The sequence below is a fragment of the Paramicrobacterium agarici genome, assembly GCF_002563955.1.
In the GTDB taxonomy this organism is placed as follows: domain Bacteria; phylum Actinomycetota; class Actinomycetes; order Actinomycetales; family Microbacteriaceae; genus Paramicrobacterium; species Paramicrobacterium agarici.
In genome coordinates this window covers 1,190,558-1,204,559 of record NZ_PDJE01000001.1, presented here as the reverse complement: position 1 = coordinate 1,204,559, position 14,002 = coordinate 1,190,558, and the positions used below count along the sequence as shown (strand labels likewise).

The window sequence follows — 14,002 nt, the reverse complement described above, 5'->3', positions numbered from 1 at the left end:
GGGAGCTGGCGTCCTCAAGCATCTAGCTGATGACCTCCGAGCAGAGTTCCCTTCGATGAAGGGTTTCTCCGTCGCGAATCTGAAGTCGATGCGCCGTTTCGCGAACGCATGGCCTGAAGATGCAATTGGCCAACAGCCTGTTGGCCAATTGCCGTGGGGGCATGTCGTGATGCTCCTGGAGAAGCTCACAGAGCAACATGCGCGCGATTGGTACGCTGCGAAGGCCGCGCACCACGGATGGAGTCGCGCGGTCCTCAATCATCAAATCGCGACGAAACTCCACGAACGAGAAGCTAGTGCACCGACGAATTTCGGCGGAGCGCTTGACCTCCGCGATCCGGAGCTTGCGCAACAGCTCACCCGCGATCCGTATGCACTGGACTTTCTTGCCGTCGACAGCGATCTCGAGGACGCTTGACAGCCACGCACCCTGCAGTTTTCCAACGACCTGTTGGACAATCGCCGCAGTTAGCGGCGCACGCGCTCGAACGTCACGAATTCGAAACCGTCGTGCGGTTCGCGCGATACTTCGCGCCAATCCGCCGAGTTCCACTCTGGAAAGAGGGTGTCGCCGTCGGGTTCAGCATCGATGAGCGTCAGCTCCATCCGATCGGCGAGCTGCATCGCTTGAGCGTAGATCTGACCGCCACCGACAATCGAGATGGGCCCGTCGCCCGCAAACGCGAGGGCAGAGCCGAGCGAGAGAGCAGTGTCGACGCCGTCACGCTGCCATGCAGCATCCCGAGTCACCACGATCGTGCGCCGCCCCGGCAGCGGACGCCCGATCGAGTCGAACGTGCGGCGTCCCATGATCATCGTGGTGCCGAGCGTCGTCTTCTTGAAGTGCTTGAGGTCTTCGGGCAGATGCCACGGCATACCGCCGTCGGCGCCGATCACCCGGTTTCGGCCCATGGCCGCGACGAGCGTGATGGTCATACCGCGATCGGGGCTTTGATGCTGGGCGCGGCCTCATAATTCTCGAGAGTGAAATCCGCGATTTCGAACTCATCGATCGAGGTGCGTTCGGGGTTGATGCGCATGGTCGGCAGCGGGCCGGGAGTACGCGTCAGCTGCAGCTTCGCTTGCTCGAGGTGGTTGAGGTACAGGTGCGCATCGCCGAGCGTGTGTACGAACTCTCCGGCTTTCAAGCCCGTGACCTGGGCAACCATCATGGTCAGCAGTGCGTATGACGCGATGTTGAAGGGTACCCCGAGAAAGATGTCGGCCGAGCGCTGGTACAGCTGGCACGAGAGCGTGCCGTTCGCGACATAGAACTGGAACATGGTGTGGCACGGCGGCAGCGCCATGTCGTCGACTTCGGCGACGTTCCACGCGTTCACGATGTGACGGCGCGAGTCGGGATTCGACGTCAGGGACTCAATAACTCGCGCGATCTGGTCGATGTGCTCGCCGTTCGGCGTCGGCCATGAACGCCACTGATGACCGTACACAGGACCGAGGTCGCCGTTCTCGTCTGCCCATTCATCCCAGATCGAGACGTTGTTCTCGTGCAGCCACGCCACATTCGTATCGCCGCGCAGAAACCACAGCAGCTCGCCGATGATGCTGCGCAGATGCAGTTTCTTCGTCGTGAGCACGGGAAACCCGGCCTGCAGATCGAAGCGCATCTGGTGTCCGAACACGCTGAGAGTGCCGGTTCCGGTGCGGTCTGACTTCTCAACACCCTCGTCGAGAACACGCTGCATCAGATCAAGGTATTGGCGCATGTCTCCAGAGTAATCGACACCCGCGCCGAACCTCCCTGGCGCGACCGCCGCGTCACTCGGAGCGGCGCGACATCGTCACGGTGAACTTCGAATTGCGCCCGAGCTGGTGGGTTCGGCCGACGAGCCGCTCAAGGTGGCCGCGGTAGTGCAGGTGCGAATTCCATACGGAGAGCAGCGTCCCGCCGGGCTTGAGCACCCGCGCTGCCTCGGCGAACAGCTTGAGGGCGATGCCCGCGTGCACTGATGCCCCGATGTGGAAGGGCGGATTCAGCAGCACAGCATCGACTGACCTGTCAGGCACAGCTGACATTCCGTCATCGCGCACGACGGCGACTCGCTCGCCGACGCCGTTCGCGTCAGCCGTGAGACAGGCCGATGCTGTGGCAGCAGCCGACTGATCTGTAGCGGTGACGGCAGCATCCGGTCGCTGAATCGCGAAGGCGGTGGCCAGCACACCGCTACCGCAGCCGAGGTCGACGATGCGGTGCGCGGTCTCGGGGACACTCTCGAGGTAGTCGAGCAGAAACCGCGTGCCGACGTCGATGCGCGTACCGGCGAACGCCGCGCCGTGCGCCCACACCGTGAGATCGAGATCGGCATGACGCTGCGAGCGCGGCCACGAGGAGTCCGTGTGCGACCCCGCGGGGCGAGGAGCGGATGCTGTGATCACACGCGACTTCTGTCGCGCAAGACCGGCTTCGACCGACGCGAACGATGCTGACAGCACCTCGTTCATCGCGGGAGTCATGTGCTTGACCCTTCCGCCCGCGAAAACCCGGACGCCCGGCGCTGCGTACCCCGCGATCAGGCGAGCGATCTCGTCGAGCGCGTCGAGCGAGCGCGGCAGCTGCAGCAACACAACGCGCGCGTCGCGCACGAGATCTGCGTCAAGCGCGTGGAGCGCGATGCGGTCACTCAGGTCGAACCGGTCGGCGTTTGCGACAATCGCGCGCTCTTGCGAGAGGGCGTCCTGATGCACGCGTATGCCAGATGCACTGTGCAGCGTCGCGGCGCCGAGCGAGAGCGCTCCGTAGCGGTCGCCGATCGCGACGACGCCGCCCTCGCCAGCATCCGCTATCTCTTGTGCCGCGGTGTCGAGCACCAGCCTGTCTGTTGCGTCGAAAGCGTAGAGGTTGGGGGCCTCGATGTCGGGCCACCGACGCAGGGCATCAAACGAGAACTCCACGGTTCAAGGGTACGGCCGCGTGTCGTGCCCTCGCGCCGCCCACGGCACCGTGCGGGGAGCGCGGCGCGAACGAAGCAGGTGAGCAGCAAGCCACCAGCCGAGCGCGCCGACGACGATGCCGCTGATGAGCGCCAGCGCGACGATGAACACGACGAGAAACTGGTCGGCGGCGTTCGTCGTGCGGTTCCACGGCTGCGATGGCGGAGCTGCGGCGAGGTACACCATGACGAAAACGCCGGCGAACGTCGACCACGCTGTTAAGGCGATTCCTGATCCGAGGAGCGTCGTGATGTTCGGTTTGTACACCCTCCCTGCACGCAAGATGAGCAAACTCGCGCCGTAGCCCATCCCGCACGCGACGAGAAAGATGCCGCCGTAGAGGGCACCTTGCATGACGAGCGCCGCCACAGTCTCACCGAAGTCTTCGCCGGCGCCGAGAACGAGCTGCCATGTGCCCGCGAAGGCCAGTACCGCTGCTGCCGACATGGCGTAGAGAATCAGCAGCGTCGTGCTGCCGCCGATGAGCACGAACGACACTCCGCCAGCAATGAGAGCGCTCGTGCGCTGGCGACGCGTCAGCGGTGGTGGTTTCGGGGGCTGTACCGGAGCGCCATACCGTCGCGGCACCGGTTGAGGAGGTTGCGGCAGAGGCACCGGGGGCGGTTCTGGAGAGTTCGTCACACGAGGTCCTTCCGGTTCGACGAGGAAGGACCACTTTCTCAAGCTGCATGCCTCCGGCTCACGCCGTGCTGGCGATATGTGAATAACAGCGCACGAGGGCCAGCTTGTGGACGACGAAGAGGGGCGGCAGCATCCTCACCCCCAATCGCATACGGCGTAATCAGACGTAGTACGGCTCGCTCGCATAGCGCTGGGCGGGGTGACGTGCCCTGAGGCAATGCGCCATCCACCACCAGCTCAGTGCGCCAGCACCAGCCCAGACGACTATGCCGAGTACAACGAAAACAATGTTGAAGATCAGGGAGGCGCCGCCGAACCCGTCACTACTCAGCATCGCGACGACGGCCGCGCCCATAAGGTACACGATGTTCCCAAGCCACATCAGAACGAATCCCGCGCAGCTGGCGATGCCGAACCCCGCCCAGGTTGCGCCAGCGGCCTTGTTGACGTTTCCGATCTTCGCGATGCCGATGCTCGCGCCGTAACCGATGGCCCACACGACAAGTCCGGCAAGCAGAACGAGGGCGAATATCCACCAGTAATCGCTCCAGATCATGTCCATCTCGGTCAGCATCCGGGCGGCGTCTGCGCTCGTGTCGTCGAGCTGGGATGCGACGGCGGTGAGCAGGCCGATAACCGCTGACCAGCCCAGCAGCGTGATCACGATAGCTAATCCCAGAGACATGATCGGAAAGCCGATCGCGCCCGCCCAAAGCGCGGCTGTCTTCTGAGATCGGGTGAGCGCTGGGCGAGAGCGGCTGACCGGGCGATACGGAATCGGATGCTGCCCGCCAGGGTAGCCGGGAGCGGCAAAGCGCATCGGCTGTCCGTACCCCGGGTGAGGATGCTGAGGGGCCGGCCCATTGTTCATCACGGCGTCGCTCCTGTTCTGCTCGTCTCATCACTGTTGCAGAACGGCACTGTGTTGTCTGTGGAGAGAAGTCCCCGTGCCCACACATGGCAAATGCCGGCCACCGAAACTCGGTGACCGGCATTGCGTGTTTACTGCTCGTCGTCGCGGCGAGGACGCCAGACGACGATCTCGGTGCGCCTCTGAGTTCGCGTTCCGCTGCGCAGGGGAATGACGTCGCCATGCTCCCCCGCGGCGAAGACGCGGCGTCCCTGAGCCTTGAGCACCTGGTCGGCAAGAGCATTCTCGAGCTCGCGCACGCGTTCTCTGAGGTGACTCACCTCGTTTTCAAGACTCAGAATGCGGGCGATTCCTTCGAGACTGACTCCCTCGCCGCTGAGCCGCTGCACCTCGCGCAGCTGCTCGACGTCGCGCATGGAGTATCGACGAGAACGACCGGCCGTGCGTTTGGGCTGCACGAGCCCGATGCGGTCGTACTGCCGCAGCGTCTGCGGGTGCATGCCCGCGAGCTCGGCAGCCACCGCGATGGCGAAGACCGGTGAGTTCTCATCCATGATCAGCCTCGTGTTCTCGCGAGGATCTCTGCGCGCGGGTTCTCGTTCGGCTCGAGGTCGTGATACGCCTTGAGCGCGGACTCGGCCTCAGCTGACAGGTGCGCGGGCACCGCCACCTGAATCTCGGCGAGCAGGTCGCCGGTTCCCTTCGACGTCTCGACGCCGCGGCCCTTGACACGCAGCACGCGGCCGCTCGGAGTTCCGGCAGCCACCTTGAGCTTGACGGGTGCACCATCGAGCGTCGGCACCTCGATCGTCGCGCCGAGTGCGGCTTCGACGAAGGTCACAGGCACGCGCACGCGCAGATTCAGCCCTTCTCGTTCGAACACGGGGTGCTTGCGAACGTGCACAGTCAGCACGATGTCGCCCGCAGGTCCGCCATCGGGCGACGGCTGGCCCTTTCCGCGCAGCTTGATCTTCTGGCCGTCCGAGACGCCTGCCGGAATCTTCACCTTGATCGGCCGCCCGTCAGAGGTCTGCAGGGTGATCGTGTCGCCCTTGGTCGCAGTCGTGAAGTCGAGGGTCGTGGATGCTGTCACATCACGTCCGGGCGTCGGGCCTCCGAAGCCGCGGAATCCTCCGCTCGACTGCCCGAAGCGACCGCCTCCGAACATGCCTCCGAGGATATCGTCGAAGTCAGCCTGCTGGTAGCCGCCGCCTCCGCCGCCGAACATTCCGCCGAAGACGTCCTCGAAGCCGCCGTTGCCGCCGCCGGAGCCCGGTGCCGTGAATCGGGCGCCGGATCCCATGGCGCGAACCTGGTCGTACTCCTTGCGCTGAGCCTCGTCAGAGAGCACCGAGTACGCCTCAGAGATCTCCTTGAACTTTGACTCTGCCGCAGTATCTCCCGGGTGCGAGTCCGGGTGGTACTTGCGAGCCAGCTTGCGGTAGGTCTTCTTGAGGTCAGCCTGGCTCACATTCTTGTCGACGCCGAGGACTTTGTAGAAGTCCTTGTCGAACCAATCTTGACTGGCCATGGCACCTACTCGGCAGGAACAGCGACGACCACCTTGGCCGCTCGCAACAGTGTGTCTCCCACGAAGTATCCGGTCTGAACGACGTCGACGATTGTCTCCGTCTCGACGTCCTGGCTGGGCTGTTGGAAGATCGCCTCGTGCTTGTTGTGGTCGAAGGCTTCGCCTTCGGTGCCGAACTTCACCAGACCGAGCCGCTCCACCGACTGGCGGAGCTTCGACGAGATCTGGGCGAACGCGGTGTCACCCTCGAGGTCGCCGTGCTTCTCGGCGCGATCGAGATCGTCAAGCACGGGAAGCAGGGCGTCCAAGACGGCGCCTGTCGTGCGCTGCTTCTCGACTTCGCGGTTCTCTTCTGTACGGCGGCGGTAGTTCGCGTATTCGGCGTTGACGCGCTTGAGGTCGCTCAGCAGCTCGGCCTCACGCACGTTCGATGCGGGCGCTTCGCCCTCCGGCGCAGCGTCGTCCGCGGCGGCAAGGATGTCGTCGACCGTGAGCTCGTCGTCGGCCGCTGCCTCATCGGCAGCGCCCTCCTGTGCCGAAGGGCCGGAGGCGTCTGCCTCCGACCCCGCGGTCGCGTCAGGCTGACGAACCTCACCGGTCTCCGGGTCGATGCGACGTTTGTCGTTGACCTTCGGCTCTTCGTCCGGGTTCTGGTTCTTGTCAGTCATTCCTACTTCTTCTCGTCCTCATCGTCGACAACCTCGGCGTCGACGACATCGTCGTCGGAGTTCTCTTCAGCAGTGGGCTGCTCGCCCGCCGCCTGCGCCTGCTCACCCTCGGCCTGAGCCTGCGAGTAGATTGCCTCTCCCAGCTTGACCTGGCTCTCGTTGAGCTTATCGAAGGCTGTCTTGACAGCATCCTCGTCTTCACCGGCGAGAGCCGACTTCAGCGAGTCGACGTCAGCCTGCACCTCGGACTTGACGTCTTCGGGGAGCTTGTCGTCGTTCTCCTTGATGAGCTTCTCGATCGAGAAGGCGAGCTGCTCGGCGTTGTTGCGGGTCTCAGCCTGCTCGCGGCGCTTCTTGTCTTCAGCCGCGTTCTCTTCGGCCTCGCGCACCATGCGGTCGATGTCTTCCTTCGAGAGCGACGAGCCGCCCGTGATGGTCATCGACTGCTCCTTGCCCGTGCCCTTGTCCTTTGCGGACACGTGCACGATGCCGTTCGCGTCGATGTCGAAGGTGACCTCGATCTGCGGCACGCCTCGCGGAGCCGGGGCGATTCCCGTCAGTTCGAACGTTCCCAGGTTCTTGTTGTCACGCGTGAACTCGCGCTCACCCTGGAACACCTGAATGGCGACAGACGGCTGGTTGTCGTCTGCGGTCGTGAACGTCTCGCTGCGCTTGGTCGGAATTGCGGTGTTGCGCTCGATGAGCTTGGTCATCATGCCGCCCTTGGTCTCGATTCCGAGGCTCAGCGGGGTGACGTCGATGAGCAGAACGTCCTTGCGCTCGCCCTTCAGAACACCGGCCTGCAGCGCAGCGCCGACAGCGACGACCTCGTCAGGGTTCACACCCTTGTTCGCGTCTTTACCGGTCTCCTTCTTCACGAGATCGGCGACGGCCGGCATACGCGTCGACCCACCGACGAGAACGACGTGAGCAATGTCGGAAACGTTGATTCCCGCTTCGCGGATGACGTCGGTGAACGGCTTCTTCGTGCGCTCGAGCAGGTCGCTCGTCATGTTCTCGAACTGTGCGCGCGACAGCGTCTCGTCAAGGTTCGCCGGGCCGTTCTCGGTCAGCGACAGGTACGGCAGCTGGATGCTGGTGCTCGTCGAGCTCGACAGCTCCTTCTTCGCCTGCTCAGCGGCCTCCTTGAGGCGCTGCTTGGCGATCTTGTCGTTCGAGACGTCGACACCGGTCGACTCCTTGAACTTCGTGATCAGCCAGTCGACGATGCGCTGGTCCCAGTCGTCACCACCGAGGCGGTTGTCACCGGAGGTGGCACGCACCTGAATGGTCGAGAAGTCGTCGTCCTTGCCCACCTCGAGCAGCGAGACATCGAAGGTACCGCCACCAAGGTCGAAGACCAGAATGAGCTCGTCTTCTTTGCCCTTGTCGAGGCCGTAGGCGAGAGCAGCGGCTGTCGGCTCGTTGATGATGCGCAGCACGTTGAGGCCCGAGATCTCACCGGCTTCCTTCGTGGCCTGGCGCTCGGCGTCGTTGAAGTACGCAGGAACCGTGATCACGGCGTCGGTGACGGAGTCGCCCAGGTACTGCTCTGCGTCGTGCTTGAGCTTCTGCAGAATACGAGCGGATACCTCCTGTGCCGTGTACTTCTTGTCGTCAACCGAGAACGACCAGTCGGTGCCCATGTGGCGCTTGACCGATGCGATCGTGCGGTCGACGTTCGTGACGGCCTGGCGCTTGGCGGTCTCGCCGACGAGCACCTCGTTGTCTTTCGTGAAGGCGACCACCGACGGGGTGGTGCGCATGCCCTCGGCGTTCGCGATGACGGTGGGGTCGCCACCCTCGAGAACGCTCACCACCGAGTTGGTGGTTCCGAGGTCGATTCCTACTGCACGTGACATGTGTTTTCTCCTTCTGACCAGCCAGGTCTGCTGGCGTGGCGCGTCTATTGCGAGGTCGAAGTCTGGTGCACTGCTTGAGTTGAGTGCCTACGGCTCAAGTTTACTCAGCCTGGGGTCAGTGTCAATTTCTCCCAGCAAATCTTGAGCACACTTAACTCAACTTTAAGACGCCCGAAGATATTCCGTAAATAGCTTGTGCGAGCGAATCTTGAACGTTACATTTGGACATATGCCCAGGGCAAACGACCAACAGAACTCGCGACAGGCTATGACGAGCGCAGAGCGCGGGCAGTCAGCACGAGCAAAGCTTCTACGTGCTGCTTCAGAGCTCATCGGGGAGGTCGGCTGGAACGCTGTGAGCACAAGACTTCTCGCGCAGCGCGCCGGCGTGCGGTCAGGCCTCGTGCACTACCACTTCGATTCACTTCACGACGTGCTTCGCCGTGCCGCCATCAGAGAGATGGAGCTTGCACGTGATCACGCGACGGCCGAATTTTCGGAGCACCCCGAGAACGCGTCACCCGTTGGGGCGATGCTTGCTGAGCTGGCCGAGTACGACGGCACCGATCCGTCTTCTCGCGTCGTGATCGAGGCATACTTGGCCTCCACTCGCGATGCAGTGCTGAGACAGCAGATGCAGCAGCTCATGACCGGTTTCCGCAGCGCAGTCTCCGCGTCGTTCGCGCGCTCAGGCCATCGCGACCCCGACGCTGCAGCGGTGGTCGTGCTTGCGGTTCTCGACGGACTCATTCTTCACAAGGGACTCGATCCTGAGATTCCGATAGACGATGCCGTTGCTCTCGTCGAGGCCGCCGTCATGACCGCGGAGAAAGGCAGGGAAGAATGAAGGTGCTGATCTGCGGCGCAGGAATCAGCGGACTCGCTCTTGCGGCCCGCCTTGACCACCACGGCTGGGACGTCACTGTCGTCGACAAGGCGCCGGGGCCACGTCCTCAGGGGTACATGATTGACTTTTCCGGCCCCGGGTTCGAAGCTATGCACCGGATGGGGTTGGGCGAGCGGCTTCGAGACGCGGCGAGCCGTGTCGGCACGTTCCGGTACGTCGACCGGACGGGCCGCACGACGGTGAGCGTCGAGTACAGCCGGTTCGTCACGGCCCTCCGGGGCGAGATCGTCAGCATCATGAGACCGGCGCTGGAACGCGTGCTCCGCGAGTCCCTCAGAGATTCGGTGAAAGTTCGCTACGGCGTTACCGTCGATGCCATCTCCGAGTCGTCGGCCACGCTCTCTGACGGGACCGAGCTGGAGCCGGATCTCATCGTCGGTGCTGACGGCATCCACTCACGCATTCGCACTCTCGTCTTCGGCGCGGAGCAGAAGTACATTCGTGATCTCGGCATGCACACGAACGCGTTCGTGTTTCGCGACCGCGAAATCTACGACGCAGTTGATGGCCAGTTTGTGCTCACCGAAACGCTGAATCGCCAGATGGGATTCTATGGCCTCGGCGACGGGCGCATTGCCACGTTCTCCGTCTACCGCGCCACGGAGCGTGGCGGGAACAGCGACGCCCGAGGCGAGCTGCGCAAACAGCTCTCAGGCATGGGCGAACTCGTCGATCGCGCTCTCGCCCAGTGCCCGCCACCGGCTGAGATCTACGACGACCGGGTGGCGCAGATCGAAATGCCGCAGTGGACGAGCGGGCGCGTCGCACTGATTGGCGACGCGGCCTCCGCTGTGTCTCTCGTCGCCGGACAAGGCGCCTCTCTTGGCGTTGCCGGAGCCTATGTTCTGGGGGAGCTGCTCTCCCAGGGACGCACCATTCCAGACGCTATCTCCGAATACGAGCGGCGGTGGCGACCCGAGACGGTCGCTGTGCAGGCTGCCGCTCGCGACCGCGTCATCGAGTGGTTCCTGCCGCGGTCCACGAGCACGCTGCTACTACGGCGCTGGGGATTCCGCGCCATGCGTGTGCCCGGGCTCAGCCGCCTGATGACCGGGTCGCTGCTGCCGAAAGGCCACCGCTCCGTTACAGAGCTCAGCGAGGCCGTCTGACCGGCTGGCGTCAGCGTCACCAGTCGGCAACAACCACCGCGCCTTCGGGCGACGTCGACGGAGCCTGCCGTTCGCACTACTCTTGACCGTGTCCCGGTGAGGGGCACTGCACGACGAGAGGATGCCGCTATGCACGTCGAGTGGTGGAGCATCCTTCCCTTCGTCGCCTTGCTGCTCTGCATCGCGGTTCTTCCGCTCATTCCCGCGACAGAGAAGGCCTGGGACCGCAATCTCGTCAAGCTTGTGGTCGCCCTCGTGCTCGGTATACCGATCACCCTGTGGTTCGTTATCGCCGGGCACCAGGGAATCGTCATCGGCGCCCTCATCGAGTACACCCAATTCATCGTGCTGCTCGGTTCCCTGTTCGTCGCATCGGGCGGCATCTTTCTCTCGGGCGACATCAGTGCGACCCCACGCAACAACACGATCTTTCTGGCCGTCGGCGGCGTTCTCGCTTCGTTCATCGGCACGACGGGTGCCGCGATGCTGCTCATCCGCCCGATCCTCAACACCAATCAAGAACGCACCCACCGCGTTCACACGGTGGTGTTCACGATCTTCATCGTCGCCAACTGCGGCGGCCTGCTCACTCCGCTCGGCGACCCTCCCCTGTTCCTCGGGATGCTGCGGGGAGTGCCGTTCGAATGGACGCTCGGCCTGTGGCCCTACTGGCTCTTCGTCAATGCTCTGCTGCTGCTGACGTTCTATGCGATCGACAAGCGAGCCTACGCGGCAGAGCCCTCCGAGGCGATTCAACGTGACACAGCATCGCAGACCAAACTGGGGCTGCGCGGGGGCAGCGGGCTGCTGTTCCTCGCCGTGATCATCGTCGCTGTCGCGTTCGTTCCCTCGGTCGATGCGCACGCGATCGAGGCGGGAACCGCTGGCCTTGCCGACAGCATCCCGTGGCGTGAAATCGTCATGATCGCTGCCGCGGCCGGTTCGCTTGTCGTCGGCAGTCGCTCGGCCCGCTTCGACGACAACGGCTTCACCTGGGCGCCCATTCTCGAGGTTGCCGCGCTGTTCATCGGCATCTTCCTCACGATGATGCCGGCGCTCGAGTACCTCGGGCAGGTCGCGCCGAACCTGCCGCTGACAAACATCACCCTGTTCATCTTCTCGGGCGGGCTCTCATCTGTGCTCGACAACGCTCCGACGTACGCCACGTTCTTTGAGATGGCCTCGCACGTCGACGGCGCGAACCTCGTGGCGGGTGTCCCCGAGGCGCTGCTCATCGCGATCTCTCTCGGCTCGGTCCTCGGCGGGGCGATGACGTATATCGGCAACGGGCCCAACTTCATGACCAAGTCCGTCGCGGATGCTGCGGGAGTGACAATGCCGAGCTTCGGCGGTTACATCCGCTGGTCGCTCACATACCTGGCGCCCGTGCTCGCATCGATGGTCCTGCTCTTCCTGACCGATGATCTCTGGTGGAAGCTGCTCGGTGCCGTGCTGACACTCGCGCTCGTCGCCCGCGCCGTCTGGCTCATCGTGAAGCCAGCGCGCCAACCGTCGTCACAGACGCGCAGCAGCACCTCCTGATCAGTTGCGGCGATTGCGCACAGAGGCGGCGACGCCGGCGACGACCAACAGCGCTCCGAGCACGACGAGAGCGGCAATGGTCAGGGCCACGACGTCGACCGTGATGGTGGGAATCGCGAGCACGGCCATGACCACGGCGAAGACAAGCAGCACGACGCCCCAGAAGATGGTGCCGAAGATCGGCGACCGCCGCGGCCGGTGAGCCGATGCACTCGCTTCCGGCCTTCCGCCCGCTGCAGACGGCTCGTGCGGTGCCTCCGTCGACCAGGATGCTGTCGGTTCAAGCCTCTCCGTCGACGCTGTCTCTGACGTCGCGTCTGCCGGGTCTCCGTCGTTGTTTCTTTTGAACGATGACGATTCGGTGCTCATTGTTCACTCCTCATGGTGACGTCTGCCGTGCCGAACATGGCACGCACGTGCACTGTTGTGATCTCGGACTCGGTGGCGCTTTCGGCCGCATCGTTCTGCACGACAGCGGAGGGGAAGAGTCCTCGCGCCGTGCCATCGACCTCGGCGTCGCCCTGAGTGTCGATGGTTGCCGCCGCACCATTGAAGCGCACCTTCACGGGAAGGTCATCGGGAACAACCACCTCGGCTGTCCCAAAGCCCAGCCAGAGGTCGACATCTCCGCCTTCGGCCCCCGGCTCAAGTTCGCGCAAGTCAAGCGTTACCGTGCCGAAGCTCGCGATGTAGCTCTGCGTCTGCGCCGTGTCGACCTCCGCGACCCGCCATGTCGTGTTGCCGAGGGCGGAGAAATGGGCACCCTGAGGAACGATCCCCACGAACACGAGAGCGATCACGGCAATCGTTGAAAAGAATCCGAGGCCGCCGTTCTCGCGGCCGCGAATGCCCGCGACGATCGTTGCGATGGCGAGCACGGCGAGCGCGCCGGCGACGCCGAACACGACGACGCTCTGTGGCCATCCGAGGGCGAGAGCTCCGAGCGAGGCGAGGGCGCCGCCAACGACGGCGAGGCCGAGACTGGTCGCAACGTATCCTGCGCTGGGCTGGCGCTCGCGCCACCGGGCAGCCTGCTCTGCTCGACGCTGCGCGTGCTCGCGCATGCGCGCCTCGTGCTGCGCTCTTGCCTCTGCTTGACGCTGTTGCGCTGTCTGAAAGTGAGCGTTCTGCGTCGGCGGCCAGCTGTACCCCTGTGAGGGAGCGGCGCTGCCAGCGTACGCATCCGACTGCGGAGGTGCGCCGTATGGCGCGGCGCCGCTCGTGGCCCCCTCGGCATCCGCAGCGGGAGCCGCGTGGCTCGTGGCGGTGGGTTCAGTTGCCCCATCCGCACCTGCCGCGAAGCTCGCGGTCGTCGGGTACTCCGATGCACCGGGCGTGGTCCAGTAGTCCTTATGACTGCGAGGGCCATTCGGGTCGTTGGGGTCATGACGAGGCGTCTTCCGGGCGATCACGACGATCAGCCAGATGATTCCGGCGACCAGCACGATGATCCACCCGGTGCGCAGCATGGCTTCAAGCCAGCCGGGCATGCCCCACCACCCTGGCGCATCCTGCCACCACAGGCCCTGCGCGAAGGGTACGAACGTCAAGACGAGCAGCACGCCAATGGCGATGAGCGCGGGATCGAAGATTCCCTGCAGCATCCGCTGAAGGTGAATTCGTCCCGTGGTATCCGGAAGCAGTGCCCAGCCTGCAGCGTATGCCAAGAAGATCGGGCCGCCGAGAAGCGCCACGACGATCGCGATACCGCGAACCAGCATCGGGTCGAGCCCCGTGCGCTCGGCGACGGCGCCGCAGACTCCTGCAACCCAGCGGTCGTCGGTGCGCCGCATGCCGATGCCCCGAATCCAGTCGAAGAAGCCGCCAGGTGCAGACCACCCGTTGGGGTTCGCGCCGGTGCTGTGCGATTGCCCGTTGTCGTATGTCATGGTTACAGCCTGCCCGTCCCCGCACCAGC

General features: G+C 64.1%; 14 protein-coding genes and 1 pseudogene. 4 read left to right on the top strand and 11 right to left on the bottom strand.

What is annotated here, in order from left to right:
• Position 1: 1 nt before the first annotated feature.
• A pseudogene (locus ATJ78_RS05960) lies at positions 2 to 418 on the top strand (DUF1016 N-terminal domain-containing protein); the annotation flags it as partial.
• Positions 419 to 468: 50 nt separating this feature from the next.
• Here ATJ78_RS05960 and ATJ78_RS05955 read toward each other — a convergent pair.
• The 9 genes from ATJ78_RS05955 to dnaK form a co-directional block, all read right to left on the bottom strand.
• The gene (locus ATJ78_RS05955; RefSeq protein WP_098406761.1) at positions 469 to 936 is read right to left on the bottom strand and encodes a dihydrofolate reductase; all 468 of its coding nucleotides are present in this window, start codon (positions 934 to 936) and stop codon (positions 469 to 471) included.
• Positions 933 to 1,727 carry a thymidylate synthase gene (locus ATJ78_RS05950; RefSeq protein WP_098406760.1) on the bottom strand — a complete coding sequence of 265 codons (795 nt, stop codon included), beginning with the start codon at positions 1,725 to 1,727 and terminating at the stop codon, positions 933 to 935. The genes ATJ78_RS05955 and ATJ78_RS05950 overlap by 4 nt, the downstream gene beginning before the upstream one ends.
• A 52-nt stretch (positions 1,728 to 1,779) precedes the next feature.
• Positions 1,780 to 2,913, bottom strand: a complete 1,134-nt coding sequence (locus ATJ78_RS05945) for a class I SAM-dependent methyltransferase (RefSeq protein ID WP_098406759.1) — start codon at positions 2,911 to 2,913, stop codon at positions 1,780 to 1,782.
• 3 nt (positions 2,914 to 2,916) lie between these two features.
• Positions 2,917 to 3,594: a hypothetical protein gene (locus tag ATJ78_RS05940; protein WP_143741377.1), complete on the bottom strand. Its 678-nt coding sequence runs from the start codon at positions 3,592 to 3,594 to the stop codon at positions 2,917 to 2,919.
• Between the two features lie 160 nt (positions 3,595 to 3,754).
• The gene (locus ATJ78_RS05935) at positions 3,755 to 4,468 is read right to left on the bottom strand and encodes a hypothetical protein (protein WP_141898289.1); all 714 of its coding nucleotides are present in this window, start codon (positions 4,466 to 4,468) and stop codon (positions 3,755 to 3,757) included.
• A 128-nt stretch (positions 4,469 to 4,596) separates the two neighbouring features.
• On the bottom strand, positions 4,597 to 5,019 hold the full coding sequence (locus tag ATJ78_RS05930) for a heat shock protein transcriptional repressor HspR (RefSeq protein WP_098406756.1): 423 nt from the start codon (positions 5,017 to 5,019) through the stop codon (positions 4,597 to 4,599).
• 2 nt (positions 5,020 to 5,021) lie between these two features.
• Positions 5,022 to 5,996, bottom strand: a complete 975-nt coding sequence (locus ATJ78_RS05925) for a DnaJ C-terminal domain-containing protein (protein WP_098406755.1) — start codon at positions 5,994 to 5,996, stop codon at positions 5,022 to 5,024.
• A gap of 5 nt (positions 5,997 to 6,001) precedes the next feature.
• Complete coding sequence (locus ATJ78_RS05920) at positions 6,002 to 6,664, bottom strand: nucleotide exchange factor GrpE (protein ID WP_098406754.1); 663 nt, start codon at positions 6,662 to 6,664, stop codon at positions 6,002 to 6,004.
• Between the two features lie 2 nt (positions 6,665 to 6,666).
• Positions 6,667 to 8,526 (bottom strand): molecular chaperone DnaK, encoded by a 1,860-nt coding sequence (dnaK, locus tag ATJ78_RS05915; protein ID WP_098406753.1) that lies wholly within the window; start codon positions 8,524 to 8,526, stop codon positions 6,667 to 6,669.
• A gap of 268 nt (positions 8,527 to 8,794) precedes the next feature.
• On the opposite strand from dnaK, the gene ATJ78_RS05910 reads away from it, so the two are divergent.
• The 3 genes from ATJ78_RS05910 to ATJ78_RS05900 all read left to right on the top strand — a co-directional run bounded on the left by ATJ78_RS05910 (position 8,795) and on the right by ATJ78_RS05900 (position 12,084).
• On the top strand, positions 8,795 to 9,373 hold the full coding sequence (locus tag ATJ78_RS05910) for a TetR/AcrR family transcriptional regulator (protein ID WP_169923400.1): 579 nt from the start codon (positions 8,795 to 8,797) through the stop codon (positions 9,371 to 9,373).
• On the top strand, positions 9,370 to 10,542 hold the full coding sequence (locus ATJ78_RS05905) for an FAD-dependent monooxygenase (RefSeq protein ID WP_098406751.1): 1,173 nt from the start codon (positions 9,370 to 9,372) through the stop codon (positions 10,540 to 10,542). The genes ATJ78_RS05910 and ATJ78_RS05905 overlap by 4 nt, the downstream gene beginning before the upstream one ends.
• Positions 10,543 to 10,638: 96 nt before the next feature.
• On the top strand, positions 10,639 to 12,084 hold the full coding sequence (locus ATJ78_RS05900; protein WP_245836222.1) for a sodium:proton antiporter: 1,446 nt from the start codon (positions 10,639 to 10,641) through the stop codon (positions 12,082 to 12,084).
• Here the strand turns inward: ATJ78_RS05900 and ATJ78_RS05895 are convergent, their stop codons facing one another.
• Both ATJ78_RS05895 and ATJ78_RS05890 read right to left on the bottom strand, forming a co-directional pair.
• Positions 12,085 to 12,453 (bottom strand): hypothetical protein, encoded by a 369-nt coding sequence (locus ATJ78_RS05895; RefSeq protein ID WP_098406749.1) that lies wholly within the window; start codon positions 12,451 to 12,453, stop codon positions 12,085 to 12,087. It lies immediately after the preceding gene.
• Positions 12,450 to 13,973 carry a PspC domain-containing protein gene (locus ATJ78_RS05890; protein ID WP_169923399.1) on the bottom strand — a complete coding sequence of 508 codons (1,524 nt, stop codon included), beginning with the start codon at positions 13,971 to 13,973 and terminating at the stop codon, positions 12,450 to 12,452. The genes ATJ78_RS05895 and ATJ78_RS05890 overlap by 4 nt, the downstream gene beginning before the upstream one ends.
• Between the last annotated feature and the right edge of the window lie 29 nt (positions 13,974 to 14,002).

Coding starts and splice junctions, on each gene's coding strand:
- ATJ78_RS05930 (WP_098406756.1), bottom strand. CDS start 5,019: ATGGATGAGAACTCACCGGTCTTCGCCATCGCGGTGGCTGCCGAGCTC.
- ATJ78_RS05895 (WP_098406749.1), bottom strand. CDS start 12,453: ATGAGCACCGAATCGTCATCGTTCAAAAGAAACAACGACGGAGACCCG.
- ATJ78_RS05925 (WP_098406755.1), bottom strand. CDS start 5,996: ATGGCCAGTCAAGATTGGTTCGACAAGGACTTCTACAAAGTCCTCGGC.
- dnaK (WP_098406753.1), bottom strand. CDS start 8,526: ATGTCACGTGCAGTAGGAATCGACCTCGGAACCACCAACTCGGTGGTG.
- ATJ78_RS05955 (WP_098406761.1), bottom strand. CDS start 936: ATGACCATCACGCTCGTCGCGGCCATGGGCCGAAACCGGGTGATCGGC.
- ATJ78_RS05920 (WP_098406754.1), bottom strand. CDS start 6,664: ATGACTGACAAGAACCAGAACCCGGACGAAGAGCCGAAGGTCAACGAC.
- ATJ78_RS05905 (WP_098406751.1), top strand. CDS start 9,370: ATGAAGGTGCTGATCTGCGGCGCAGGAATCAGCGGACTCGCTCTTGCG.
- ATJ78_RS05910 (WP_169923400.1), top strand. CDS start 8,795: ATGACGAGCGCAGAGCGCGGGCAGTCAGCACGAGCAAAGCTTCTACGT.
- ATJ78_RS05890 (WP_169923399.1), bottom strand. CDS start 13,973: ATGACATACGACAACGGGCAATCGCACAGCACCGGCGCGAACCCCAAC.
- ATJ78_RS05950 (WP_098406760.1), bottom strand. CDS start 1,727: ATGCGCCAATACCTTGATCTGATGCAGCGTGTTCTCGACGAGGGTGTT.